Origin of the sequence: Mesorhizobium sp. 113-3-9 (assembly GCF_016756515.1) — a bacterium.
Lineage (GTDB): Bacteria > Pseudomonadota > Alphaproteobacteria > Rhizobiales > Rhizobiaceae > Mesorhizobium.
This window is the reverse complement of sequence record NZ_AP023246.1, coordinates 3,645,393-3,670,984: the sequence shown is the minus strand read 5'-3', so window position 1 is coordinate 3,670,984 and position 25,592 is coordinate 3,645,393. Positions and strand designations below refer to the sequence as shown.

At 63.5% G+C, this 25,592-nt stretch carries 25 protein-coding genes and 1 pseudogene; 7 read left to right on the top strand and 19 right to left on the bottom strand.

All coding sequences use genetic code 11. The features are described 5' to 3' along the window. Nucleotides 1-17: 17 nt before the first annotated feature. From MesoLj_RS17820 to MesoLj_RS17805, 4 genes are all read right to left on the bottom strand, one after another. A complete protein-coding gene (locus MesoLj_RS17820; RefSeq protein ID WP_140775754.1) occupies nucleotides 18-989 on the bottom strand; it encodes an ABC transporter substrate-binding protein in 972 nt (323 codons plus the stop codon). Between the two features lie 42 nt (nucleotides 990-1,031). Then, a complete protein-coding gene (locus tag MesoLj_RS17815) occupies nucleotides 1,032-2,186 on the bottom strand; it encodes an ABC transporter permease (RefSeq protein ID WP_202326950.1) in 1,155 nt (384 codons plus the stop codon). Continuing rightward, nucleotides 2,183-3,061 carry an ABC transporter permease gene (locus MesoLj_RS17810; protein WP_202326949.1) on the bottom strand — a complete coding sequence of 293 codons (879 nt, stop codon included), beginning with the start codon at nucleotides 3,059-3,061 and terminating at the stop codon, nucleotides 2,183-2,185. The genes MesoLj_RS17815 and MesoLj_RS17810 overlap by 4 nt, the downstream gene beginning before the upstream one ends. 370 nt (nucleotides 3,062-3,431) lie before the next feature. After that, on the bottom strand, nucleotides 3,432-4,223 hold the full coding sequence (locus MesoLj_RS17805) for an ABC transporter ATP-binding protein (RefSeq protein ID WP_202326948.1): 792 nt from the start codon (nucleotides 4,221-4,223) through the stop codon (nucleotides 3,432-3,434). 130 nt (nucleotides 4,224-4,353) lie between these two features. On the opposite strand from MesoLj_RS17805, the gene MesoLj_RS17800 reads away from it, so the two are divergent. Then, a complete protein-coding gene (locus MesoLj_RS17800; protein WP_202326947.1) occupies nucleotides 4,354-4,758 on the top strand; it encodes a cupin domain-containing protein in 405 nt (134 codons plus the stop codon). Nucleotides 4,759-4,775: 17 nt separating this feature from the next. On the opposite strand, the gene MesoLj_RS17795 is transcribed toward MesoLj_RS17800, so the two are convergent. From MesoLj_RS17795 to MesoLj_RS17775, 5 genes are all read right to left on the bottom strand, one after another. Beyond that, nucleotides 4,776-5,153 (bottom strand): hypothetical protein, encoded by a 378-nt coding sequence (locus MesoLj_RS17795; protein ID WP_202326945.1) that lies wholly within the window; start codon nucleotides 5,151-5,153, stop codon nucleotides 4,776-4,778. Nucleotides 5,154-5,185: 32 nt separating this feature from the next. Beyond that, nucleotides 5,186-5,557 (bottom strand): hypothetical protein, encoded by a 372-nt coding sequence (locus MesoLj_RS17790; RefSeq protein WP_202326943.1) that lies wholly within the window; start codon nucleotides 5,555-5,557, stop codon nucleotides 5,186-5,188. Nucleotides 5,558-5,559: 2 nt separating this feature from the next. Continuing rightward, complete coding sequence (gene hydA, locus MesoLj_RS17785) at nucleotides 5,560-7,011, bottom strand: dihydropyrimidinase (protein WP_202326942.1); 1,452 nt, start codon at nucleotides 7,009-7,011, stop codon at nucleotides 5,560-5,562. A gap of 66 nt (nucleotides 7,012-7,077) precedes the next feature. Further along, nucleotides 7,078-8,328 carry a Zn-dependent hydrolase gene (locus MesoLj_RS17780; RefSeq protein ID WP_202326941.1) on the bottom strand — a complete coding sequence of 417 codons (1,251 nt, stop codon included), beginning with the start codon at nucleotides 8,326-8,328 and terminating at the stop codon, nucleotides 7,078-7,080. A 71-nt stretch (nucleotides 8,329-8,399) separates the two neighbouring features. Then, entirely contained in the window at nucleotides 8,400-9,728 is a 1,329-nt protein-coding gene (locus MesoLj_RS17775; protein ID WP_140775746.1) for an aspartate aminotransferase family protein, read from the bottom strand. Between the two features lie 224 nt (nucleotides 9,729-9,952). Between MesoLj_RS17775 and MesoLj_RS17770 the strand changes: the two genes are divergently transcribed. Then, a complete protein-coding gene (locus tag MesoLj_RS17770) occupies nucleotides 9,953-10,606 on the top strand; it encodes a TetR family transcriptional regulator C-terminal domain-containing protein (RefSeq protein WP_244735481.1) in 654 nt (217 codons plus the stop codon). A 9-nt stretch (nucleotides 10,607-10,615) separates the two neighbouring features. Here the strand turns inward: MesoLj_RS17770 and MesoLj_RS17765 are convergent, their stop codons facing one another. Continuing rightward, nucleotides 10,616-11,488 (bottom strand): helix-turn-helix transcriptional regulator, encoded by an 873-nt coding sequence (locus MesoLj_RS17765; protein WP_140775745.1) that lies wholly within the window; start codon nucleotides 11,486-11,488, stop codon nucleotides 10,616-10,618. 104 nt (nucleotides 11,489-11,592) lie between these two features. Between MesoLj_RS17765 and MesoLj_RS17760 the strand changes: the two genes are divergently transcribed. Together MesoLj_RS17760 and MesoLj_RS17755 are read left to right on the top strand one after the other, a co-directional pair. Then, the gene (locus tag MesoLj_RS17760) at nucleotides 11,593-12,426 is read left to right on the top strand and encodes an SDR family oxidoreductase (RefSeq protein ID WP_202326940.1); all 834 of its coding nucleotides are present in this window, start codon (nucleotides 11,593-11,595) and stop codon (nucleotides 12,424-12,426) included. Further along, nucleotides 12,423-13,145 (top strand): SDR family oxidoreductase, encoded by a 723-nt coding sequence (locus MesoLj_RS17755; protein WP_202326939.1) that lies wholly within the window; start codon nucleotides 12,423-12,425, stop codon nucleotides 13,143-13,145. Before MesoLj_RS17760 ends, MesoLj_RS17755 begins: the two co-directional genes overlap by 4 nt. 8 nt (nucleotides 13,146-13,153) lie before the next feature. Here the strand turns inward: MesoLj_RS17755 and MesoLj_RS17750 are convergent, their stop codons facing one another. The 6 genes from MesoLj_RS17750 to MesoLj_RS17725 all read right to left on the bottom strand — a co-directional run bounded on the left by MesoLj_RS17750 (nucleotide 13,154) and on the right by MesoLj_RS17725 (nucleotide 18,621). Then, nucleotides 13,154-13,531 carry a DoxX family protein gene (locus MesoLj_RS17750; protein WP_202326938.1) on the bottom strand — a complete coding sequence of 126 codons (378 nt, stop codon included), beginning with the start codon at nucleotides 13,529-13,531 and terminating at the stop codon, nucleotides 13,154-13,156. Nucleotides 13,532-13,595: 64 nt separating this feature from the next. Next, nucleotides 13,596-14,054 (bottom strand): carboxymuconolactone decarboxylase family protein, encoded by a 459-nt coding sequence (locus MesoLj_RS17745; protein ID WP_202326937.1) that lies wholly within the window; start codon nucleotides 14,052-14,054, stop codon nucleotides 13,596-13,598. A gap of 12 nt (nucleotides 14,055-14,066) precedes the next feature. Further along, on the bottom strand, nucleotides 14,067-14,597 hold the full coding sequence (locus MesoLj_RS17740; RefSeq protein WP_202326933.1) for an RrF2 family transcriptional regulator: 531 nt from the start codon (nucleotides 14,595-14,597) through the stop codon (nucleotides 14,067-14,069). A 488-nt stretch (nucleotides 14,598-15,085) separates the two neighbouring features. Continuing rightward, complete coding sequence (gene preA / locus MesoLj_RS17735; RefSeq protein ID WP_140775739.1) at nucleotides 15,086-16,399, bottom strand: NAD-dependent dihydropyrimidine dehydrogenase subunit PreA; 1,314 nt, start codon at nucleotides 16,397-16,399, stop codon at nucleotides 15,086-15,088. A gap of 2 nt (nucleotides 16,400-16,401) precedes the next feature. Then, nucleotides 16,402-17,766 carry an NAD(P)-dependent oxidoreductase gene (locus tag MesoLj_RS17730; RefSeq protein WP_202326929.1) on the bottom strand — a complete coding sequence of 455 codons (1,365 nt, stop codon included), beginning with the start codon at nucleotides 17,764-17,766 and terminating at the stop codon, nucleotides 16,402-16,404. A 120-nt stretch (nucleotides 17,767-17,886) separates the two neighbouring features. Next, nucleotides 17,887-18,621, bottom strand: a complete 735-nt coding sequence (locus MesoLj_RS17725; RefSeq protein WP_202326928.1) for a gamma-glutamylcyclotransferase — start codon at nucleotides 18,619-18,621, stop codon at nucleotides 17,887-17,889. 174 nt (nucleotides 18,622-18,795) lie between these two features. Here MesoLj_RS17725 and MesoLj_RS17720 point away from each other — a divergent pair. Then, nucleotides 18,796-19,572: pseudogene (locus MesoLj_RS17720) on the top strand (VOC family protein). An 80-nt stretch (nucleotides 19,573-19,652) separates the two neighbouring features. Here MesoLj_RS17720 and MesoLj_RS17715 read toward each other — a convergent pair. Further along, nucleotides 19,653-20,141: a hypothetical protein gene (locus MesoLj_RS17715; RefSeq protein WP_140775735.1), complete on the bottom strand. Its 489-nt coding sequence runs from the start codon at nucleotides 20,139-20,141 to the stop codon at nucleotides 19,653-19,655. Between the two features lie 201 nt (nucleotides 20,142-20,342). Here MesoLj_RS17715 and MesoLj_RS17710 point away from each other — a divergent pair, with 201 nt between their 5' ends. Then, complete coding sequence (locus MesoLj_RS17710; protein WP_140775734.1) at nucleotides 20,343-20,735, top strand: DoxX family protein; 393 nt, start codon at nucleotides 20,343-20,345, stop codon at nucleotides 20,733-20,735. Between the two features lie 22 nt (nucleotides 20,736-20,757). Here the strand turns inward: MesoLj_RS17710 and MesoLj_RS17705 are convergent, their stop codons facing one another. Further along, a complete protein-coding gene (locus MesoLj_RS17705) occupies nucleotides 20,758-23,184 on the bottom strand; it encodes a GcvT family protein (RefSeq protein WP_202326927.1) in 2,427 nt (808 codons plus the stop codon). Between the two features lie 57 nt (nucleotides 23,185-23,241). Beyond that, nucleotides 23,242-24,780: a trimethylamine methyltransferase family protein gene (locus MesoLj_RS17700; RefSeq protein WP_202326926.1), complete on the bottom strand. Its 1,539-nt coding sequence runs from the start codon at nucleotides 24,778-24,780 to the stop codon at nucleotides 23,242-23,244. A 217-nt stretch (nucleotides 24,781-24,997) separates the two neighbouring features. On the opposite strand from MesoLj_RS17700, the gene MesoLj_RS17695 reads away from it, so the two are divergent. Continuing rightward, complete coding sequence (locus MesoLj_RS17695) at nucleotides 24,998-25,588, top strand: transglycosylase SLT domain-containing protein (protein ID WP_140775731.1); 591 nt, start codon at nucleotides 24,998-25,000, stop codon at nucleotides 25,586-25,588. Nucleotides 25,589-25,592: the final 4 nt, after the last annotated feature.

The window sequence follows — 25,592 nt, the reverse complement described above, 5'->3', positions numbered from 1 at the left end:
ATCACGCTCTGCAAGGTTTACTTGATCGCCTTGTCGGTGATGGCGGTGGTGTAGGCGCCGGTCGGCTCCTTGGTGATGATCTTCTGGTCGAGCAGCGCCTTGGCGGTGCGCTCGTAGGTAGCCGGATCGAGCTTGCCGTCGGCATTGTCGATCAGCTTGGCGACTTCGCTCATCATCCGCTTCTGGTGGTTCTCGTCCTGGCCGCCGCCGTCCATGACGATGCCGGCGGCTTCGTCATTGTTGTCGACGGCGTATTTCCAGCCCTTCATCGAGGCGCGCACGAAACGCACCATCTTGTCCTCGAAGGCCGGGTCCTTGAGCTTGTCTTCCGAGGCATAGAGCCCGTCCTCGAGCAGGTCGTTGCCCATGGCCGAGTAGTTGAACACGGTGAGCTGTTCCGGCTTATAGCCGGCGTCGATCAGCTGCCAGTATTCGTTATAGGTCATGACCGAGATGCAATCCGCCTGCTTCTGGATCAGCGGCTGCACGTCGAAGCTCTGCTTCAAGACGGTGACGCCGTCCGGGCCGCCTTCGGTCTTGAGGCCGAGCTTGTTCATCCAGGCGTAGAACGGATACTCGTTGCCGAAGAACCAGACACCGAGCGTGTGGCCCTTGAAGTCCGCTTCGGTCTTGATCGGGCCGTCCTTCGGGCAGACCAGCTCCATGCCGGCCTTCTTGAACGGCTGGGCTATGTTGACCAGCGGCACGCCCTTTTCGCGCGCGGCCAGCGCACCACCCATCCAGTCGACGATGACGTCGGCGCCGCCGCCGGCGATCACCTGCTCGGGCGCAATGTCCGGGCCGCCCGGCTTGATGTCGACGTCGAGACCCTCGGCCTCATAGAAACCTTTGGCCTTGGCGACATAGTAGCCGGCAAACTGGGCCTGCGTGACCCATTTCAACTGCAACGTCACCTTGTCGGCGGCCATTGCCTGGAACGCGGCCAGCGACATCGCGCCGGCCAGAACGGGAATAATCAGTTTTTTCATTCTTTTACCCTCTGAAGTTAGTGCTCTTATAACCCACCGCCCCTATCCACCACGGACAGAGGGATGCCAAAACGTGACGGCTCTTTCGACAAGAGCGACCACGCCATAAAAGACCGAACCCGCAAGTGCTGCAACTGCGATTTCGGCCCAGACCATGTCGATGTTCATCCGCCCGACCTCGGTCGAGATGCGGAAGCCCATGCCGACCACGGGCGTGCCGAAGAACTCGGCGACGATGGCGCCGATCAGCGCCAGCGTCGAGTTGATCTTCAGCGCGTTGAAGATGAAGGGGGCCGCCGCCGGCAGCCTGAGCTTGACCAGCGTCGGCCAGTAACCCGACGCATAGGTACGCATCAGGTCGCGCTCCATATGGCCTGAGGCGGCCAGACCGGCGACCGTGTTCACCAGCATCGGGAAGAAGGTCATGATGATGACGACAGCCGCCTTGGACTGCCAGTCGAAGCCGAACCACATGACCATGATCGGCGCCACGCCGATGATCGGCAGCGCCGAGACCATGTTGCCGATCGGCAAGAGCCCACGCCGCAGGAACGGCACGCGGTCGGCGAGGATCGCGGTGATGAAACCGGCGCCGCTGCCGACGACATAGCCGAAGAGCACCGCCTTGAAGATGGTCTGCCGGACATCGGCGCCGAGCACCGGCAGGGAGTTGGCGATACGCACGCCAATGGCGCTGGGCGGCGGCAACAGGATGAAGGGAATGCCGGCGCCGCGCGTCACCGCTTCCCAGATGATCAGGATCCAGGCGCCGAATATAGCCGGGATGATCAGGCGCAGCGCGTTGCGGGCCAAGCCCCTCATCGGACGAAGGCTGGACAGCACCGCCACGCAGCGCCAGCCAAGCAGCCAGGCGGCCGTGAGCAGCAGGAAATACGGTGCCAGCGCCGTGCCTTCGAAGCCCGCGATGCCCGAGATCAGCAGCCAGGCGACGAGATGGGCGCCGATGAACAGCACGACCGCCTCTGCAAGCGGAGGGATCCTGATCATCGAGATCAGTGCCGCCACGATCGCCAGGCCGAGCATCAAACCCTTGGTTCCGAGATAGGGGTAGTTGATGCTTGTGGTCGGGTCCGCAAGCGCTGCCGCTTCCGGCTTCGACATCGCGCCGAGGGCGATCGCTGTCAGGCAGAGCACGATCGCCAACACCGCTTGCCAGGAGGGTTTCAGCCAGTTCATGCCGGCCTCCCGCCCATGGCGCGGTCGACGAGGCGGCCGGCAATGCCGACCACCATGACCAGAAGTGCCGCCACGATGGAACCCGCGACCAGCGCCGACCAGATGTCGATGGACTGGCTGTAATAGGCGCCGGCGAGCAGCTTGGCGCCAATGCCGGCGACCGCACCGGTAGGCAGTTCGCCGACGATGGCGCCGACCAGGCTCGCCGCCACCGCCACCTTCATCGAGGTGAACAGGAACGGCACCGAGGCTGGGACACGCAATTTCCAGAAGGTCTGCGCACGGCTGGCATTGTAGGTGTGCATCAGGTCGAGATGCATGATCTCGGGCGAGCGCAGCCCCTTCACCATGCCGACGGTCACCGGGAAGAACGACAGATAAGTCGAGATCATCGCTTTCGGGATCAGGCCGGTGATGCCGATCGCCGCCAGCACGACGATGATCATCGGCGCCACCGCCAGGATCGGAATGGTCTGCGAAGCGATGATCCACGGCATCAGGCTGCGGTCGAGCGTCGCCACATGCACGATGCCGACCGCGATGATGATGCCGAGCGCGGTGCCGAAGGCAAAGCCGAGCAGCGTCGAGGACAATGTCACCCAGGCGTTGTAGACGAGGCTGCGGTTCGAATTGATGGGCCGCAGGAACGTGTTTTCGAAGAAGTTGACCGCCACCTGATGCGGCGCCGGTAGGGTCGGCTTCGGCTGCGACAGCGTCTTGCCGATGAATTCGACCGCGCCGGGGGTTTCGTTGGCACGAGTGTCGAGATCGCGCTGGAATGGCGCGTTGAGGACGACGGCCATGACGTACCAGAGCACGACCACGCCGGCCAGGATCGAGGTGACAGGGACGAGCTTGTCGCGGAAGGAGTCCATCTAGCGAGCCTCGCTGGTGAGGCGACCGCTCCGCGCAACGCGAGCGGCCCACCACGCCTTCGTCATCCTAGGGCGGAGCAGGCGCGAAGCGGCCTGCGCAGACCCTAGGATCCATTCCGTGACGTTGGTCGAAGGGCGCAAGCGGCTGAGAATGCCCGCCAAACGGTGCGAGGTGCAGGGAGCCACGCTCAGGACCGTTGCGGAGCATAGAGGTAACGGCATGGATCCTAGGGTCTGCGCCGCGTCGCTTCGCTCCTTGCTCCGCCCTAGGATGACGAAGACACGGATAGCCGCCCCCTCACCCGACCTCCGCTTCGCTCCGGCCACCCTCTCCCCGGTGGGGAGAGGAGGAACCTCGTCCTGAGCCCGCTCAATCATCATAGCTGTGCCCTGCCCGCAGACCATCGCGCACGCGCGCGGCGATCGCCAGAAACTCCGGCGTTTCGCGGATGTCGAGCGGCCGCTCCTTCGGCAGTGTCGATTCGATGATGTCGCTGACACGCCCCGGGCGCGGTGACATGACCACGATGCGCGTCGAGAGGTAGACGGCTTCCGGAATGGAGTGGGTGACGAAGCAGATGGTCTTGTTGGTGCGCGCCCACAGTTGCAGCAATTGCTCATTGAGGTGGTCGCGCACGATCTCGTCCAGCGCGCCGAATGGCTCGTCCATCAACAAGAGGTCGGCGTCGAAGGCGAGCGCACGGGCGATCGAGGCGCGCTGCTGCATGCCGCCGGAAAGCTGCCAGGGGTATTTCTTCTCGAAGCCCGAGAGGTTGACGAGGTCGAGCGTGCGCTTGATGCGCTCCGCCTGCTCCGCCCTGGAGAGGCCCATGATCTCCAGCGGCAGCGCGACATTGCGTTCGATCGTGCGCCACGGAAACAGCGCGGCGGCCTGGAAGACATAGCCATAGGCGCGCTTCCCGCGGGCCTGCTCCGCGGTCATGCCGTTGACCGAAATCGTCCCCGATGTCGGTTTCTCCAGGTCGGCGATGACGCGCAGCAGCGTGGTCTTGCCGCAACCCGACGGCCCGATGAAGGAGACAAATTCTCCCTTGCCGATGGTCAGGTCGACATTGGACAGCGCCTGGACCGGTCCGTCATTGGTCTGGAAGGTGAGGCCAAGTTTGCTTGCCGCGACGACGGCTGGCGAAATTCCGGTCATCGGCTGCCGCCTGCCTGTTCCCGCCCCTGCGGCGCCGTCCGGATTCCGATTGCTTTTATAGCGATGTTGTTTTCCACTCGCCCAGTCCCATTGGTCTTGTCCCACTCAAATCGACGCCCGGAGTTCCCCGATGTCGCCCAAACCCACTTGTCATCTTATCCGCCCTGAAAGCACTTATGAAGGCAAGCAGGGTTTGACCTATTTCGCCGGCATTGCCACGCAATCGGTCGGCTCCTCCGGCATCTGCATGCACGTGCTCACCATGCCGCCCGGCGCCCGCGCCAAGGCGCATCTGCACGAGAACCATGAGACGGCGATCTATGTGCTCTCCGGCGAGGTCCACACCTGGTATGGCGACCGGCTCGAGCATCACATCGTCGTCAAGGCCGGTGACCTCTTCTACATTCCTGCCGGCGTGCCGCATTTGCCGGCCAATCTGAGCAACGCCCCGTCTTCGGCCGTCATTGCCCGCACCGATCCCAACGAGCAGGAAAGCGTCGTCCTGCTGCCGGAACTGGATGCGCTGGTCGCCTGAGGTCGACGGGATCGCCTTCATTTGCACCGCGCGACTTCCCCCATCACATTGCCATCTTCGTCAGCGATCGTCAGCTTCTTGGCGTTCTTGGCACTGCGCTTGATGGTGAACGTCGTCGGTGCCTGTCCGTCTTCGCCTTCCGCCTCGCATGTCGCTGTCACCACCAGCGATCCATCAGCCTGCGCCTCCGTCTTCGTGAACGTGCAGGCGCTGGCGGCGGTGATCAATTCCTTGTCGGTCAGAAGCAGCATCTGATCGGCGGCGACTTCCTGGCCGTTGCGGTTGATGCAGCCATATTTGTCGCCATAGGGTTTCGACAGATCGATGCCTGCCGCGAAAGCCTGACCGGCAGCCAAAACGATCACCATCGCAACACACAGACCAAAACCGCGCATGCCCATCCCCCCAGATTCCAATGCTCAAAACATCACGAACATGATTGCAGCGGTCCCATTTCCTCAAGGCCGGGAATGGTGACGAAGAAGCCGTCCTGTCCCTTGTTGGTGACCAGGATTGTTTCGATCGTCGTCCCCGCCTCGCCCTCGGCGGAACAGGTCGCACCAAGCGATTGCTTGCCCGGCGCCGTCGTCAATTGCTGCTCGAACCGGCAACCGCTGCCATAGGTCTCGATGCCCTCGGCGGTCAGCAGGATATAGGCATCGCTGTCCTGATAACCGGCCTTCACGCCGGCGCAGCCGACATCATTGCCCCAGGAGCCGGCCAGCACGCCGGCTGCACTTGCCGGGCCAGCGGCAACTGCTGCTAAGACCAACAATATGAGCGCGGCCGAACGCGCCAAGCCTAGACCCCCGTCGCCGGGATGCCTGACCGTTCCACCTTGCGCGGCGCGGTGATTTCCTTCCACGTCGACAGCGCGCGGTTGACCGCGGCGTTCGGCTCACGCCCGACGAACTGGCCATGGCCGGGCTTGGCCTTCACCTCTGCCTCCTCGATCGACAGTTCGCCGCGCGAGAAGACGAAGCGTGGCAGGCCGGTCACCTCGACGCCTTCGAAGACGTTATAGTCGATGACAGACTGCTGCTTCTTGGCTGCGATGGTCTTCTTGCGCTTCGGATCCCAGACAATGATGTCGGCGTCGGCACCTTCGACGATGGCGCCCTTTTTCGGATACATGTTGAGGATCTTGGCGATGTTGGTCGAGGTCACCGCGACGAACTCGTTCATCGTCAGCCGCCCGGTGTTGACGCCCCTGGTCCACAGCACCGGCAAACGGTCCTCGAGGCCACCAGTGCCGTTCGGTATCTTGGTGAAATCGCCGACGCCGAAGCGCTTCTGCTTGGTGGTGAAGGCGCAATGGTCGGTCGCCACCACCTGCAGCGACCCGGCCTGCAGGCCGGCCCACAGCGAGTCCTGGTGCAATCTGTTGCGGAAGGGCGGGCTCATCACGCGCCGCGCCGCATGGTCCCAGTCCTTGTCGAAATACTCGCTCTCGTCCAGCGTCAGGTGCTGGATCAGCGGCTCGCCGAACACGCGCATACCCTTCTGGCGCGCCCGGCGGATGGCCTCATGGCTCTGCTCGCAGGAGACATGCACGACATAGAGCGGCACACCGGCCATGTCGGCGATCATGATGGCGCGGTTGGTCGCCTCGCCTTCCACTTCCGGCGGGCGCGAATAGGCATGGCCCTCGGGTCCATTGTTGCCGGCGGCCAGCAGCTTCTGCGACAGGGCTGCAACCACGTCGCCATTTTCGGCATGCACCAGCGGCAGCGCGCCAAGGTCGGCGCAGCGCTGGAACGACGCATACATCTCGTCGTCATCCACCATCAGCGCGCCCTTGTAGGCCATGAAGTGCTTGAACGAGGTGATGCCCTTGTCGACGACGGTCGCCATCTCGTCGAACACCTGCTTGCCCCACCAGGTGATCGCCATGTGGAAGGAGTAGTCGCACGACGCCTTGGAGGTCTTGTTGTCCCACATCTGCAGGGCTTCGAGCAGCGATTGCTGCGGCGCCGGCAGACAGAAATCGACGACCATCGTGGTGCCGCCGGCAAGGGCCGCACGCGTGCCGGACTCAAAATCGTCGGCCGAATAGGTGCCCATGAACGGCATTTCGAGATGGGTATGCGGGTCGATGCCACCCGGCATCACATAGCAGCCGGTGGCGTCGTACTCATGGTCGCCATGCAGGTCGGAACCGATGGCGACGATCTTGCCGTGGCTAAACAGCACGTCGGCCTTCCAGCTGCGGTCAGCGGTGACGACGGTGCCGTTCTTGATGACTTTGGTCATTTTCTTGTTCCCTTGTTCTTTTCGCGCTTCTTTATGAGCGGCGTTTGGAATCTGGATGTCTAAAGCTCACTCCACGATGACAGCCGTCTCCACCACCGCGTGGAACAGCACGTCGGCGCCGGCAGAAGCCCATTCCTTGGTGATCTCCTCGGCCTCGTTGTGGCTAAGCCCATCGACGCAGGGGCACATCACCATGGCGGTCGGCGCGACGCGGTTGATCCAGCAGGCATCGTGGCCGGCACCCGAGACGATGTTGCGGTGGGTGTAGCCAAGCCGTTCGGCGGCATCGCGGATGGCCTTCACGCAGCCGGCATCGAAAGTGACCGGATCGAAGTGGCCGACCTGCTCGACCTTGTACTGGATATCCAGCGCCTCGCAGATCGTGTCGATGCCTTCGCGGATGCGGCCGTCCATCGCATCCAGCACTTCCTTCTCGGGCGAGCGTATGTCGATGGTGAAGACGGTGCGGCCGGCGATGATGTTGCGCGAATTGGGATAGACCTCCATGTGGCCGACCGCGCCGACAGCGTCGGGCTGGTAGTCCATGGCGATTTCGTGCACCAGTTCGATGACGCGGGCCATGCCGAGACCGGCATTGCGGCGCTTGGGCATCGGCGTCGAGCCGGTATGCGCCTCCTTACCGGTCAGCGTCACCTGCAGCCATTTCAGTCCCTGGCCGTGGGTGACGACACCGATGTCGATGTCTTCGTCCTCGAGGATCGGGCCCTGCTCGATATGCAGTTCGAAGAAGGCGTGGATCTTGCGATCACCGACCTTCTCGGTGCCCTTCCAGCCGATGCGCTCGAGCTCCTCGCCGAACTTCTTGCCGTTCTTGTCCGTGTGCTCGTAGACATCGGCCTGATCGAGCACACCGGCGAACACGCCCGACGCCATCATCGCCGGTGCGAAACGCGAGCCTTCCTCGTTGGTCCAGTTGGTGACGACGATCGGATGTTTTGTCTTGATGCCGAGATCGTTGAGCGAGCGCACGATCTCTAGGCCGCCGAGGACGCCGAGCACGCCGTCATATTTGCCGCCTGTCGGCTGCGTGTCGAGATGGCTGCCGACATAGACCGGCGGCAGGCTGGGATCGGTGCCCTCGCGGCGGGCAAACATGGTGCCCATCTCGTCGAGGCCCATTTCGAGCCCGGCGGCCTCGCACCAGCGCTTGAACAGATGCCGGCCTTCGCCGTCTTCGTCGGTCACGGTCTGGCGATTGTTGCCGCCGGCAATGCCGGGGCCGATCTTCGCCATCTCCATCAGCGAATCCCACAAACGGTCTGAATTGATTCGCAGATTCTCGCCGGGTGCGGCCATTCAAAATCCTTCCATTTCATGCTCTGGGCGGGTGGCGGTTCCCATCGCCACCCGCCCAGATAAAAGCAAGTCTAGTCTATCGACCGCAGCACTTCACGCACATGGTCGATCAGTTCGTTGATCTGGCCCTTGGTGATGATCAGCGGCGGCGACAGCGCGATGATGTCGCCAGTGGTGCGGATCAGCGCGCCGCGCTCGAACGCCTTGACGAAGGCCGAGAAGGCGCGCTTGGTCGGGCTGCCGGCAATGGGCGCCAGTTCGATCGCGCCGATCAGGCCGATGTTCCTGATGTCGATGACATGCGGCTCGCCCTTCAGCGAGTGCAGCGCGTCTTCCCAATAAGGCGCCAGTTCCTCGCCGCGGGTAAGCAGGCCTTCTTCCTTGTAGGTGTCGAGCGTGCCGAGTGCGGCCGCACACGCGATCGGATTGCCCGAATAGGTGTAGCCGTGGAAGAACTCGATCATGTGCTCGGGGCCGGTCATGAAGGCGTCATGGATTTCCTTCTTCACGAACACCGCACCCATCGGGATGACGCCGTTGGAGACGCCCTTGGCGGTGGTCATGATATCGGGAACCACGCCGAAATAGTCGGCCGCGAACGGCGCCCCAAGACGGCCGAAACCGGTAATGACCTCGTCGAAGATCAACAGGATGCCATGTTTGGTGCAGATTTCGCGCAGCTTCTGCAGATAGCCTTTGGGCGGCAGGATGACGCCGGTGGAGCCGGCGACCGGCTCGACGATGACAGCGGCGATGGTCGAGGCGTCATGCAGCGCGACGATGCGTTCCAGCTCGTTGGCGAGCTCCGCGCCATGTTCCGGCACGCCCTTGGAGAAGGCGTTCTTTTCCGGCAGATGCGTGTGCGGCATATGGTCGACGCCGCCGAGCAGCGTGCCGAACATCTTGCGGTTGGTGACGATGCCGCCGACCGAGATGCCGCCGAAATTGACACCGTGATAGCCGCGCTCGCGGCCGATCAGGCGGGTGCGCGAGCCCTCGCCCTTCACCCGGTGATAGGCGATCGCCATCTTCAGCGCGGTCTCGACCGATTCCGAACCGGAATTGGTGAAGAAAACGTGGTCCATGCCCTTGGGCGCGATGTCGACCAGGCGGTTGGCCAGTTCGAACACGATCGGATGGCCCATCTGGAAGGCAGGCGCGTAGTCGAGTTCGGCGGCCTGGTGCTGGATCGCCTCGGTAATCTTCGGCCGGCAGTGGCCGGCATTGACGCACCACAGGCCGGCGGTGCCGTCCAGTACCTTGCGGCCGTCGCTGGTCGTGTAATGCATGTCCTTGGCGGACACGAACATGCGTGGCGCCTGCTTGAACTGCCGGTTTGCCGTGAACGGCATCCAGAATGCACTGAGATCGTTCGGCGTGACTTTCAGCCGGTTGGACATGACCAAGACTTCCCCTTGTAACCTGTTTCGGTGCGTCCAACGCTTGGTCTTTGCGCCATTTTCATGCTACGCAAATTTTTGACCGATTGGACAAACGTTAGCACCGCCCTGTCGGCGGTCAAGGGATTACTAGCGGAAATGCGGCTCCTGAAGTGCGTTCCACAGCCTGGGGAAAAACTGGTCCAGAGAATTGGTCCAGATGACCTTGAACGCGAGATTTGGCAATGCAAGGGTCCGCAACGGTGAACACCGGCACGGAAGCCCCCCGCCGCACCCGCATCCAGCAGGAAAAGCGCGAAGTCATCCTGGAGGCCGCGCTCGAGGTGTTCTCCACCAACGGCTTCCGCGGCTCGACCATAGACCAGATCGCCGAAGCCGCCGGCATGTCGAAGCCGAACCTGCTCTATTACTTCCGCCGCAAGGAAGACATTCACGAGACTTTGATGCAGCGCCTGCTCGACACCTGGCTGGCGCCGTTGCGTGAGCTCGACGACATCGGCGATCCCATGACCGAGCTCAGGAGCTATATCAGGCGCAAGCTCGAAATGGCGCGCGATTTCCCGCGCGAGAGCCGGCTGTTCGCCAACGAGATCCTGCAAGGCGCGCCGCGCATCATGCCGCTGCTGGCCGGCGAGTTGAAGACGCTGGTCGACGAGAAGGCATCCGTCATCAAGGGCTGGATGCGTGCCGGCAAGATCGCCAAGACCGACCCCTGGCACCTGATCTTCTCGATCTGGGCGACGACGCAGCACTATGCCGATTTCGACGTCCAGGTCCGCGCGGTGCTGGGACCGAACCGCGGCGGCGACGGCCGCTTCGAGGACGCGGCGCGGTTTCTGGAGCAGTTGTTTCTCGAGGGGCTGAAGCCGAAGGGCTGACCCGATGGTTCAGGCGCTGCGACGCTCGGCCGGAAGGTCGTCGAGCAGATTGCGCAGCTTGGCGATCGAGTTCTGCTCGGCGAGCGGCGTGTAGACGATCAGCTTCATGTCCGAGCCGTCATCGATCGACAGGCTCATATGCTCGAACACCATCGGACCGGCCGTGGGGTGGCGCAGGTGCTTCATGCCGGACAGGCGGTGCACGACGTCGCGCTGCGGCCACCATTCCCGGAACTCCGGACTTGAGCGCATCATCAGCGCGATCAGCCGCTCGAAATCCGGATCGCCGACATACTTCGCGCTTTCGGCACGGAACGCGGCGAGAGTGGCGCGGGCCACCTGCTCCCAGTCGACCAGCAGATGCCGCCGGTGCGGATCGGTGAAAACGCCATGGATGATGTTGCGGGCATCCCCCTCCAACAGGCCGTAATCGCCAAAGATGGCAACAGCCGCGTCATTCCAGGCCAGCACGTCCCAGCGCGGGCCGACGACATAGGCGGGCTGCAGGACAAGGCTCTGCAGCATGTGCAGCAAGGGCCCGTCGACCTTCGCCGGCACGATGCGCCGCCGCTCTGGCTGCTGGCGGCCGGCAAGCGTGAACAGATGACGCTTCTCAGCCGGGTCCAGCCGCAGCGCCTCGCTGAGCGCCGTCAGCACCTCCACCGAAGGGCGTACGTCCCTGCCCTGCTCCAGCCAGGTGTACCATGTGGTGCCGACACCGGCGATCATCGCCACTTCTTCGCGGCGCAGGCCCGGCGTGCGCCGCCTGAGGCCAGTCGCGATACCGGTTGCCGAGGGCGTCAGCCTCTCGCGTCGCGAGCGCAGGAAAGCGCCGAGTTCGCGCCGGCGGCTGTCTTCAGCGGAATGAGAGGGAGCATCCATGACGCTTATTATAGCAGTACTGATACCAGGATAAAGTTTGAACTGTTTGAGGCCTGCCGGATGTCCCATCTTCGGCTCGGAGCGACGAAATGGAGGCTCCGGACATGGACCTGAAAGACAAGACAATCCTCATCACCGGCTCGACCGATGGCGTCGGTCGCGTCGTTGCGCAAAGGCTGGGCGCCGTCGGCGCACGCGTGCTGGTGCACGGCCGCGATGCCACGCGCGGCAAGGCCGTGGTCGCCGAAATCGAGACCGCCGGCGGCAGAGCCGACTTCCTGGCCGCCGACCTCGCATCGCTGGCCGAAATTCGCCGCCTCGCCGAGGCCGTGCGCGCCCGAACGGATCGGCTCCACATCCTCATCAACAATGCCGGCATCGGCACTGCCGGCGCCAGGAGACAAGTCAGCGCCGACGGTTATGAATTGCGTTTCGCGGTCAACTATCTCGCCGGCTTCCTGCTGACCTTTGACCTTCTGCCGCTGCTGAAGGCGAGTGCGCCGGCGCGCATCGTCAATGTCGCTTCGGCCGGCCAGCAGGCAATCGACTTCGGCGATGTAATGTTGGCCGACGGCTATAGCGGCGTGCGCGCCTACTGCCAGAGCAAGCTGGCCCAGATCCTGTTCACCATCGATCTGGCGGAAGAGCTGAAAGGCACCGGCGTCACCGTCAACGCGCTGCATCCGGCGAGTTACATGAACACCACCATGGTCCGGCAGGCGGGCGTGACGCCATGGAGTTCGGTCGAAACCGGCGCCGACGCGATCGTCAACCTCGCGACGTCGTCCGCGCTCGAAGGACGCAGCGGTCTCTATTTCGACGGCCAGCGCGAATCCCGCGCCGACGCCCAGGCCTACGACGCCAGGGCAAGACAACAATTGCGCAGCCTGAGCCTCGACCTTGCCGGGCTGGCAACAGCGAAGGAGGAGCATTCATGACCGACAGGACAGAACACACAGTCATCATCGGCGGCTCATCCGGTATCGGCCTGGCGACCGCCCGCATGCTGATTGGGCCGGGCATGAAGGTAACGATCACCGGGCGCAACCCGGACAAGCTCAACGGCGCCTGGAAGAGCCTTGGCGGCGCCGCGGAAAAGGCCGCGTTCGACGCTTCGAAGCCGGATGAAGTGCGTCAGTTCTTCGAACGCCTCGGCCCGTTCGACCACCTTGTTCTGGCCGCGAGCGGCGGCAAGGGCCTTGGCCCCTTCGAGACCCTCGACCTTGCCGACATCGGCAGTGGCGTCGAGGAGAAGGTGCGGCCGCAACTGTCGTGCCTGCAGGCAGCCCTGCCGACGCTCAGCAAGAGCGGATCTGTCACCTTCATATCGGCGGTATCGGCTCAGGTCGCCATGCCAGGCATCGCCGGCATCGGCGCCATCAACGGCATGCTGTTGACCGTGGCGCCGATCCTGGCGGTCGAGTTGAAGCCGCTGCGCGTCAACGTCGTGGCGCCCGGTGTGATCGACACGCCGTGGTGGGACTTCTTGCCCGACGAGCAGCGACAGGCGGTCTTTGCCGAATATGCCAACAAGACGCCCGTGGGCCGGGTTGGCCGTGCCGAGGATGTCGCCTCTGCGATAGCCTTCCTCGTCTCCAACGGTTTCATGACCGGCCAGGTGCTGACCTGCGACGGCGGCTTGCGATTTGCCGCGTGACTTCGGCTTTAGAATGACTGTGCGATTAGCGTCAGGAAGCCGCCGCCCAGCGCGACATTGCCGACGACGCCGTTGATGCGTGCCGCGCGGTCCGGGCCCTGATGGTCCCAGAAATTGTGGAACATCGGTGTCGCGACGACCAGGAACACCACCAGCACCGCGCAGGCAATCGCGGTCCAGAGACCAGCCATCACCAAGGCGCCGGCAATGATCTGGAGCACAATGCCGGCCCACAGGGCCAGCCGCGCCCGCGGCACGCCGCGCGCGGTCATCAGCCCTGTGAGGAAATCCGCGTTCTGGATGTTGCGCAGGCCGGCGAAGACGAAGGCGCCGCCGAGCAACAGGCGGCCGAGAAACAACAGGGTCGAAGGCAAATCGACAGGCATCAGACGCCCCTTTGAAACTGTTGGAGCGCCGCCGCCTCGGCGGCGCTCCCATGGCGCAAGAAAATCAGGCTGCCTTGGCAGCCGGCATCGGATGAATGGCGTGGAACGGGATGCAAAGCCGGTTCCAGGTGTTGATCATGCCGAGCGCAACCGACAGCTTGACCAGCTCCTCGTCCGAGAAATGCTCAAGCGTGCGGGCATAGAGTTCGTCCGACACGCCATTGTCGGCGATCAGGGTCACCGCTTCGGTCCAGGCGAAGGCGGCGCGCTCACGTTCGGAAAACAGCGGCGATTCCTTCCAGGCCGCGACGAGGTAGAGCCGTTGCTCGGTTTCTCCGTCGCGCCTCGCCTCGCGGCTGTGCATCTCGACACAGTAGGAGCAGCCATTGATCTGCGAGGCCCTGAGCTTGATCAGGTGCAGCAGGCTCACCTCCAGCCCGCATTCGTCGACCGCCTTGTTGAGCGCCGACACCGCCTTCATGATCTCGGGCGCCTTGGCGAAGAATTGCATCCTCTGTTTCATCTTGATGTCCTTTCATATCTGCTTTGGATCTTGCGGGGTGGAACTGGATTTCTGCGGCCGTTGATGACGCGCGACGAAGGCGCAGCTCGCGGCGAATGATCTGGGATCCCCTTCCGCCGCGTAGTCCGCCACGATGTCGGACAGCTTCGTCTCGGCGAGCGCTGCCCGATAGGCGCGCTCGGCTTTCAGCATCGCGGCATTGATGCCGCAGGGTTTGACATAGGCCGAGGCGTCGAGCTTGACTGGACCGTTGCGGCGGATCTCGCCGCAGCGAAAGGCCGGTTCACGCCCCTCGATGGCCAGCACGATGTCGAGCAGCGTGATGCTCTCCGCCGGCCGCGCCAGCCGGTAGCCGCCCGCCGGACCCGATACCGATTCCAGGATGCGCGCCGCGCACAGCATGTTGAGATGTTTCAGCAGATAGCTCGGCGACAGCCCAAAGGACTCGGCAAGCGCAGCACCCGGCATTGTGCTGTTTCCGTCTACGCTAGCCAGCGTGGCCGCACAGTGGATAGCCGCCTCAACGCCCTCGCCAAGCTTCATGATGCCGATCTCCGATTCATGGATATCTTTTATCGTGGATAATTTTTATCCGCAATAGAGAAATGCTGAAATTCACACGTTCGCGATGGCTTCACAGAACTTGGGTTCCTCGCACCCCGTTTCATGCAACGGCATGCACACACTTCCGAGCGGTTGGTCTTTGGCGCGTGCATGGCAGCTTGGCGCATGCATTGTCTTGTGTTGCGCTGGTCGACCCCCACTCCGTCTCGGCTTCGCCGAGCCACCTCTCCCCCGATCGACGGGGGAGAGGAAAGGCGCGCCAGGCTTCTTTCCGTCAACGCTCGTCCAGCCAAGCTCCCTTCCTTTCCCTCCGGAGGGGGGAAAGGTGGCGCTGCGAAGCAGCGACGGATTGGGGGAACCACGTGGCAATCAAGCCTCGGGCTGACCAGTCGCGCAAGTCACAGAAGATGTGTGCATAGCCCAGTCATTTCACGGGGCGAGGAACACAAGTCCTGCGAAAGACAGCCCTACTCCGCCGCCACCTTGGCCATCGGGTTGTTCGGGTGCGTCGTCCAGTTGGCGTAGATTGGCGACACCGGCTTGCCGGTACGTTCATCCATGGCGCCGGCGGCCAGCGGCTCCATGGTGATGCAATTGTCGACGGGGCAGACATTGACGCACAGATTGCAGCCGACGCACTCGGCCTCGATCACCTCGAAATGCCTGACACCGTTGACCATGTTGGTGATCGCCTGGTGCGAGGTGTCCTCGCAGGCGATGTGGCAGCGGCCGCATTTGATGCAGGCATCCTGGTCGATATGTGCCTTGGCGACATAGTTGAGGTTGAGATACTGCCAGTCGGTGACGTTGGGCGTGGCGCGGCCGATGACGTCGTCGAGTGAGCGGTGGCCCTTCTCGTCCATCCAGTTCTCGAGGCCGGCGATCATCTCCTGCACGATCTTGAAGCCATAGGTCATGGCCGCCGTGCACACCTGCACATTGCCGGCGCCGAGCGCCAGGAATTCGGCGGCGTCGCGCCAAGTGGTGATGCCGCCAATGCCGGAGATCGGCAGGCCGCGGGTCTCGGGATCGCGCGCGATTTCGGCCACCATGTTCATGGCGATGGGCTTCACCGCCGGGCCGCAATAGCCGCCATGCGAGCCCTTGCCGTCGATGGTTGGCATAGGCGCGAAGCTGTCGAGATCGACACCGGTGATCGAATTGATGGTGTTGATCAGCGACACCGCGTCGGTGCCGCCGGCATGTGCTGCCCGCGCGGGCTTGCGGATATCCGTGATATTGGGCGTCAGCTTGGTGATGACGGGCATGCGCGTGTATTGCTTGCACCAGCGCACCACCATTTCGATATATTCCGGCACCTGGCCGACGGCGGCGCCCATGCCGCGCTCCGACATGCCGTGCGGGCAGCCGAAATTGAGCTCGATGCCGTCGGCGCCGGTCTCCTCGACCAGCGGCAGGATGGCTTTCCAGCTCGCCTCCTCGCAGGGAACCATGATCGAGGCGATCAGCGCACGATCAGGCCAATCCATCTTGACCTGCTTCATCTCGCGCAGATTGGTCTGCAGGTCGCGGTCGGTGATCAGCTCGATGTTGTTGAGGCCGAGCAGGCGACGGTCGGCGCCCCAGATCGCGCCATAGCGCGGGCCGTTGACGTTGACGACCGGCGGGCCTTCCTCGCCCAGCGTCTTCCACACCACGCCGCCCCACCCCGCCTTGAAGGCGCGGATGACGTTGTAGGCCTTGTCGGTCGGCGGCGCCGAAGCCAGCCAGAACGGATTTGGCGATTTGATGCCGACGAAATTGTTTCTGATGTCTGCCATGCTCATGCCCTCCCGTTCGAGGTCAGCGCCCGGTTGATTGATTCTGCCGCATCGCGCCCTTGCGCCACGGCCGAGACGGTCAAATCGTCGCCACCAAAGATGCAGTCGCCGCCAGCCCAGACTTTCGCCAGCGAGGTACGCCCTTCCGCGTCGACCTTGATGCGGCCGGCTTCGAGGTCGATCGAGGCTCCGCTGCCGTTGAGGGCAGCCGGAACAAAGCTCTGGCCGATCGCCTTGAAAACCTGGTCGGCGACGAGCGTCAGCGTCTCGCCGGTGCCGGCAAGCTTGTCGCCCTTCAATGCCGTGTATTCGAGTTCGATGCCCGACACCTTGCCGCCGTCAGCGATGACGCGCTTCGGCTGCAGCCAGTGGCGGATGGTGACGCCGTTGGCGGCGGCCAGATCCTGCTCGAACTCGGAAGCGTTCATGTGCTCCTGGCCGCGCCGGTAGCAGATCGTCACCTCCTCGGCGCCGAGCAGCTTCGACTGCACGGCCGCGTCGATCGCCGTCATGCCGCCGCCGATGACGACGACGCGGCGGCCAACCGGCAGGCCGGAGAGATCGCTGGCCTGGCGCAGCTCTGCGATGAACTCCACCGCATTGATGACGCCGGCGGCATCCTCGCCATCGGCGCGCAACGCGTTGACGCCGCCGAGCCCCATGCCGAGGAACACCGCGTCGTAATTGCGGATCAGGTCGGAGAGCTGGTAGTCGCGGCCTAGCGCCTTGCCGTTCTGGATGTCGATGCCGCCGATCGCCGTGACATAGTCGACCTCGGCCTGGGCGAAATTGTCGACGCTCTTGTAGGCGGCGATGCCGTATTCATTGAGGCCGCCAGCCTTGGGGCGCGCCTCCAGGATGGTGACGTCATGACCATGGCGGGCAAGCCGGTGCGCGGCGGCAAGGCCGGCCGGGCCGGCGCCGACCACGGCGACGGTCTTCCCCGTCGCCTCGGCGCGCGGATAAAACTGCTTGTTCTCGGCCATCGCGACATCGGTGGCGTAGCGCTGCAGGCGGCCGATCTGCACCGGCTTGCCTTCCGCCACCTCGCGCACGCAGACCTCTTCGCACAGCGTCTCGGTCGGGCAGACGCGGGCGCACATGCCGCCCAGGATATTCTGGTCGAAGATGGTCTTGGCCGAGCCGATCGGATTGCCGGTCGAGATCTGGCGGATGAACAGCGGAATGTCGATCGAGGTCGGGCACGCGTTCATGCATGGCGCGTCGTAGCAGAAATAGCAGCGGTCGGATTCGACCAGCGCCTCGTGGTGATCGAGCGGCGGATGCAGGTCGGAAAAATTATCCGCATACTGCTCGGCCGCGAGCCGGCCGCCGGCAATACCTTCCTTGAACTGGCCTTCTGGCATTGTCAGTTCCCCATGTTTTGTTTTGGGGAAGGCTAGCACGTTTTATTTTTTTATCAATTGGTCAATTTTCGGCGCAAGTCGCTGAAAAGGCTTGATAAAAACATGATTTTTTTACTCATGTTATACTGTGGACGGCTGCTCTTGCCGGACCGGATGGCCCTCGTCGACCGGCCGGCCATGGAGTGCCCGGACCTCGTCCGCGACCAGCTCCTGCAGCCGCCACAGATTGCGGTCGTGGATGCCGAACGCTTCGAGATGACTGACCGTGTTGTAGAGATATTCAGCGCCGGAGCCGATATGGCCGCAGGCCCTGGCCAATATGCTTGCCACCTTGTCCAGTGGCTGACCCAATGACGTTCCCCGCCCCTTCACGCCAACCCAGAAGCCAAGCGCCCGCAACGGCCCTTGCGCCGTATGCACGGGCAGCCACCGGACCGAGCTGATGCTCTCGTGGTCGCTGATCTCGCGCCGCAGCAGCCTTTCGATCTGGGCCGGTTTTTCGCCCTCCTGCAAGCGGTAGATCACGCCGTTGCACCGTCCGCCCCGTTCCAGCGCCATCATCAGCCCCGGCTGCTCGGCACTGCCGCGCCAGCGCACCATGTCGAGGCAGAAGGAGCGGTGCCAGCCGAAGGCCGTGGCGAGCCTTTGCTCCACTGATTCGAATTCCGGCTTCCAGATCAGCGACCCGTAGGCGAACACCCAGAGCGGCCCCTCGTCCGCTTCAGCGGCAAGCCGCATGGCAAGGGTCCGGAAATCCTCGTCATTAAGCTCCGTCCAGCTTGGGTCCGGGCCGGGATCGGCCTCTTGCCGATGGCACAGTGCGACAAGCTCAGGCGTGAGCGACATCAGGCGCATGAAACGACAACCCCTCTTTTGCCGCAGAGAAATTGAAAAAAGTCGGGCGCGCAACCCGGGAACGCATGTCATGCGTCGGCATTATTCGTCCGGGCGGATGTCGGATTTCCGTCGCCAGGATCGTCCTGCGATGGATCGGACAACGATCGATGCTGAACGGTGAGGAGACCGACCATGCCCAAATCCCCGATGCCCTTCTTCTGGTACGAACTGATGACATCAGACCTCGACGCCGCCGAGGCCTTCTATACCAAGGTTGTCGGCTAGACGGCCCAGCCCTTCGACACGGCTCCCGGCATGCCGCGCTATATCGTCATGAATGTCGGCGAGCGCGGCGTCGGCGGGTTGATGACGATGCCCGATGATGCCGCCAAGATGGGCATGCCGCCAGCCTGGGTGGGTTACATCTACACCGGCGATGTCGACGCTTCGACGCAGGCACTCAAAAAGGCTGGCGGCGCCGTCCACCGCGCGCCGGATGATATTCCGGGCGTCGGCCGTTTCGCTGTCGTTGCCGACCCGCAGGGCGCGATGTTCATGTTCCTGCAGCCGAACCTTGCCGCGCAGCCGCCGGTGCCGGCCAGCACACCCGGCCATATCGGCTGGCACGAGCTCTACACCAGCGATTGGAAGGCCGCGTTCGAGTTCTATTCCAGCCAGTTCGGTTGGACCGATGCCGGCGATTTCGACATGGGCCCGATGGGCATCTACCAGACTTTCGCGGCCGGCCCCGAATCCGGCGGCGGCATCATGAACAAGCCAGCGCAAATCCCCGTCCCGGTCTGGCAGTTCTATTTCAACGTCACCGGCATCGACGCGGCCGCAAAACGGGTCACCGACAATGGCGGCAAGATCCTGATGGGGCCGATGGAGGTGCCCGGCGGCAGCTGGATCGTGCAATGCCAGGACCCACAAGGCGCGCATTTCGCCTTGATGGCGCCGGTGCGCTGACGACAATAGACGCCGCAGGCGCGAAGCGACGGCCCTTCATCGCACCATCGATGGAGGGCCGCAGGCCTCTACCGGCCGACTTATTCCGGCGTCAGCACCGCGACCTTCAGCTCAGCCTTTTTCGCGCCACTGAACTGGATGGTGGCCGGGCCGGCCGCAAGCTTGAAACGCACGCTTTTGCGGATACCCGGGCAGGTTTTCACACCGCTATAGCCAGCCGATTTCACGGCCTTTCCGTCCTGGATGACATCGATCCAGGCCTCGCCGGACAGGCTGATCTGAATGGCGCCTTCGGGCGGCACGGCCACGCTGGCGACGGCGCCAAACGTGCCCTCTCCCGGAGCATGCTCAGGGGGCACCGCGAAGCCGGCCTTGTCGACCGGCACCAGCGCCAGATCAGCGGCCGCGCCGACCGCCAGCGTCGCTCCGGACGGCGTTGCCGGCGCCGCGGCAAACAACGTCTGTTCCCGCGTCACCGGCCATTTGAAGGCCTCGCAGCCGGCGTCCTCCGCCATTGCGAAACCGGTGCCTGCGACGAGTGCGAATAGGCTGATGATGACTTTTTTCATGGCAAGGAAATCCACCTGTTCAGAGTGCTCATGCTAATACAACCATAGCGATATGAATGCAACCCAAGCGAGAATAATATGAAAGGGCACACCGGGGAACATTTCCAATCACCGATTGTTGATGACATGCCAAGGGAAGTGAATGGTCCATCCCTGAGCGATAATCTATCGCCGGGCCGGGAGGGTGGAAATGGAGTTCGGATGAAACTTTTTGAAGGCCTTGCCAGATACCAGCCGCAGGCACTCGGCGTGCTGCGCATCATGACCGCGCTGCAGTTCATCGAGCATGGCAGCCAGAAACTGTTCAACTTCCCGCTAAGCGCCCAACCTCATGCCCTGAACAGCCTGTCGCTCACCGCGGGTATCCTCGAATTCGCCGGCGGCATCCTGCTGGCACTGGGCCTGTTCACGCGGCCCGTCGCGTTTCTTCTGGCCGGCGAGATGGCGATCGCCTATTTCATGGCGCACTATCCGCGCGACTTCTTCCCGGCCAACAATGGCGGCGACGCGGCAATCTCCTTCTGCTTCATCTTCCTCTATCTGGTCTTCGCCGGCGCCGGTGCCTTCGCGCTGGACAATCGCCGCAACGCCTGATGCCCCATGCCGGGGGTGAGCCTCACCCCCGCATCCGTTCGAAGTTCGCGTCGAACAGCGGCGCCGCCTGGATGCGCGCCGCGTGACGCTTGCCCAGCAATTCGATCTCGAACCCGTCGCTCTCATCGGCGATCTCCTTCGGCACGTAGCCGACGGCGACCGATTTTCTCGAATGATGCGCGTAGCCGCCTGATGTCACCCAGCCGCGCACCGCCCCGCCGAACCAGATCGGCTCGTCGCCGATGACATCGGCATCATCCGCATCCACGATGAAGCTGCGCAGCCGCAGCTTGCCGCCTTGCTTGCGCTCGGCCAGCGCCGCCGCCTTGCCGATGAAATCGGCGTCCTTGCCATAGGCGACGAAACGGTCGAGCCCGGCTTCCAGCGGCCCATAGATCGGCCGGTATTCGCGTCCCCATGAGCCGTAATTCTTCTCCAGCCGCAGCGCATTGAGCGCGCGCGAGCCGAACAGGCCGATGCCGAACTCCTCGCCCGCCGCTATCAGCGCATGATAAGCCGCGCGCTGGTATTCGGGCGCCACCCAGATCTCGTAGCCGAGATCGCCGGTGTAGCTGACGCGGCCGACCAGGCACGGCGCCATGCCGATATCCATCGCCGCTGCCGCCATGAACGGAAACGCCGCGTTGGAGACATCGGCGCGGCTGACCTTGGCCAGCACGTCCCGCGCCTTCGGGCCGGCAATCGCAAGGCCGGTAAGTTTCGTGCCCATTGCCTCGATATTGACTGAATCATCCCCCGGCAGATGCGCCTCGAACCAGCGCATATGATATTGCTCTGCAATGCCGGAGCCGGCGAGGAACCAGCCATCCGCGCCCAGATTGGCCAGTGTGAAATCGCCGATCAGCCTGCCGTCCTCCTTCAGCATCGGGGCCAGCGTCATGCGACCGGGTTTCGGCAATTTGCAGGCGAGCATCCGGTCGAGCCAGGCAGCAGCCCCCTCGCCCGTCACCTTGTATTTGGCGAAGCTCGAAATCTCCGACAGGCCGACGCCGCCGCGCACCGTTGCGACCTCCCTCGCAACATGGGTGAAATCGCTTGAACGCCGCCACGAGAACTCGTCCTTGATGCCCTCCGGCGCGTACCAGAGCGGCACTTCCAGCCCGTAGGCGACACCCCACTGCGCACCACTGGCCGACAAGAGGTCATAGACGGGAGTCGTCTTCAGCGGCCGCCCGGCCGGCAGTTCCTCATTGGGGAAGCGGATCGAAAAACGCCTGGAATAGTTTTCGCGCACCTTGGCATTGGTGTAGGCCATCGTCGCCCAGTCGCCGTAGCGTGCGACATCCATCGCCCAGATATCGGCGCCGGGATCACCCTCGATCATCCAGTTGGACAGCGCCAGGCCGACGCCGCCGCCCTGGCTGAAGCCGGCCATGACGCCGCAGGCGACCCAGAAGCCTGGAAGGCCGCGCACCGGCCCGACAAGCGGGTTGCCGTCGGGCGCGAAGGTGAAAGGCCCGTTGATGATCTGCTTGATACCGGTGTGCTGGAAAGCCGGGAAGTGGCGGAATCCGACCTCGAGAGACGGCGCGATGCGGTCGATGTCGGGCTCGAGCAGTTCATGGCCGAAATTCCATGGCGTCTGGTATTCGGACCATGGCTTGTTGGCCTTCTCGTAGGTGCCCATCAACATGCCGCCGCGCTCCTGGCGCAGGTAAAGCTCGCCGTCGAAATCGACCGCATGGATGATCTCGGTGCCGGTCTTGGCGTTCCAGGCGGCGACCTCCGGCATGTCCTCGGTGATCAGGTACATGTGCTCCATGGCCAGCACCGGCAGTTCGAGGCCAACCATGCGGCCGACTTCGCGCGCCCACAAGCCGCCGGCGTTGACGACATGCTCGGCCACCACCTCTCCCTTGTTGGTGATGACGCGCCACATCCCGTCGGGCCGCCGCACGATGTCCTCGACCTTGGTGAAGCGCTCGACCTCGGCGCCGAGTTTGCGCGCGGCCTTGGCATAGGCATGCGTGACACCCGAGGGATCGAGATGGCCGTCCTCCTTGTTTCTGACGGCGCCGACGAATTGCTTGGGATCGATCAGCGGCATCAGTTCGGCCGCCTCAGCAGGCGAGATCACCTCCAGGTCGATGCCGAGGTAACGCCCCTTGGCGACGACACCGCGCAGCCAGTCCAGCCGTGCCTCAGTCGCCGCCAGCAGCACGCCGCCGGTCAGGTGCACGCCGGTCGCCTGTCCCGACAGTTCCTCGATCTCCTTGTAGAGGCTGATCGTGTATTTCTGCAGCTTGGCGACGTTGGGATCGCCATTGATCGTGTGCATGCCGCCGGCCGCGTGCCAGGTCGAACCCGAGGTCAGCTCGTCGCGTTCCAGCAGCACCACGTCGGTCCAGCCGTGGCGGGCGAGATGGAACAGCACGGAGCACCCGACGACACCGCCGCCAATGACCACGACCTTTGCATGCGACTTCATGGATTTTTCTCTGATATCAATGGATTGGATGGGAGAGTGGATTCAGGACGGAAGGCATCACGGCTCGCCCTGCCCGATCGCTTCCTTGCGCTTGACCACGTAGGCCTCCAGCGCCTCGCGCACGGCGATATCCATCGCCGGCTCGACATAGTCATCCAGCGCCTTCTTCCACAGCCGCGTCGCGCGCGCCGTTGCGTCGAGCCCACCTGCCTCCTGCCAGGCCTCGAAATTCTGCCAGTTGGACAGCATAGGCTGGTAGAAGGCAGTGGCATAGCGCTCCAGCGTGTGCGGCTCGCCGAAGAAATGGCCGCCAGTCGGCACCGCGCCCAGCGCCTCGACGGCAAGCTCGGCCTCGTTGACTTCGATCGGCCGCAGGAACTCCATCATGTGCTGGATCATCTCGACATCGATGATGAACTTCTCGAAGGACGCTGTCAGCCCACCCTCCTGCCAGCCGGCGGCGTGATAGACGAGGTTGCCATGGCCGAGCACGGCGCCCCACAGCGCCATCAGCGTCTCATAGGCGCCTTGCGCATCGGCGGCGTTGGAGGCCGAGCCCGGCGTTGTCCGGTACGGCAGCCCGTAGCGCCGGGCCAATTGCCCTGAGGCGATGTTGGCCTTGGTGTTTTCAGGCGTGCCGAAGGCCGGCGCCCCGGACTTCATGTCGACATTGGAGGTAAAGGCACCATACATCACCGGCGCACCGGGTCGCACCAGCTGCGTCAGCACGACGCCGAACAGCGCCTCGGCATTCTGCTGCGCCAAGGCGCCCGCCAGCGTCACCGGGCTCATCGCTCCCATCAGGGTGAACGGCGTCACCGCCACCGACTGGCCGAACTCGGCCATCGTCATCAGCCCTTCGGCCATCATCTCGTCGAAGCGGCGCGGCGAGTTGACCGAGATGATGGTGGCGATGCCGGGATACTCGCGCAGCTGGTCGAGCGTCAGGCCGCGCGCGATCGCCATCATCTCGATGCCGTCCAGCGCCCTGCCCCGGCCGATAGCCGAGACATGGAAACTCTTGTCGGTCAGCGTCAGATTGGTGAAGTAGGTGTCGAGGTGGCGCGAATTGGCCGGCAGCTCGACCGGCGCGCAGACCTGGTTGCCGAGCATGTGGACGCAGTTGAAATGCTGCGCCAGCCGGGTCAGGTCGGCATAGTCGCGCAAGTTTCCGGCGCGGCGGCCTCGCTCCATGTCGTGCACATTGGGCGGCCCGGCTACGAGGGTGAAATTGATGGTGTTGCCGCCGAGATGGATTGTGTTGGCCGGGTTGCGGGGTGTCAGCGTATAGGTGGGCCGTGTGGTCTTCAGCGCCTCGTCAACCATGCCGCGATCGATGCGGACATTGGCCGTCGCATGATCGACCACGGCACCGGCTTTCTCGAACAGCGACAGCGCCCGCGGGCTCATCACCTCGATACCGAAATTCTCCAATATATGCATCGACGCCTGATGGATCGCCTCGATCTGGTCGGGCGACAGCAGCGCCATCGGCGGATAGGGGTTCCTCACGCGCCTTTGCGGCAGTTGCGGGATGGGCGCTGGGCCTCGGTTGCTGGTGCGCTCGGCGCCGCGCTTGCGTCTTGGTTCGTTCATGCCTGGCATCAAAGCTTCGGCAGACCGGGCAAGCTGTCAGAAATGCGCCGCTTACAGGCGCGATTTTAGTCAAGGCGGCATCTGCGCAGCAGCCTTTTATAAAAAGCGACAGAGCGCGTCGGAATACCGATATGGCATTTTCTCAAGCGCTGATGGCGGCGGAGCATTAACGGAGCCAGCAAGATTCCCTTTATGATTTCGGCCTATTGCTCATCCAATGCGTAGGTCGAGTTTTAGTAAAATTGTAGCGGTTGGCGTGTTGCTGGCATTGTCGGCCTGCGCGACCGCGCCCAGCCACATCAACAATGTCTGTGCCGTCTTCGACCAGAATGACGGCTGGTTCGACAACTGGCAGTCGGCGGCCGAACGGACAGAGCAGAAATACGGCATCCCCGTCCCCGTGCTGATGGCGACGGTGCGCAAGGAATCCGGCTTCAAGAGCAATGCCCGGCCGCCGCGCACCAAGCTGCTCGGCTTCATTCCATGGAAGCACGTCTCGTCGGCCACCGGCTTCTCGCAGGCGCTGGACGGCACATGGTCGCAATATCAGCGCGAGACCGGCAACTGGGCGGCGCGGCGCACCAAATTCGCCGATGCCGTCGACTTCGTCGGCTGGTATCACTCCAAGACATCAGACACCTACGGCGTCGCCCGCAACGACACCTACAATCTCTACCTCGCCTACTATCTCGGCTGGACCGCCTATGGCCGCGGCAACCGCGGCGACGCCGGGGTGCAGGGCTACGCCCGGGCCACCGACAAGATGGCCCGAGACTATGAAGCGCAGCTACGGCAATGCGGCTCCTGATAGC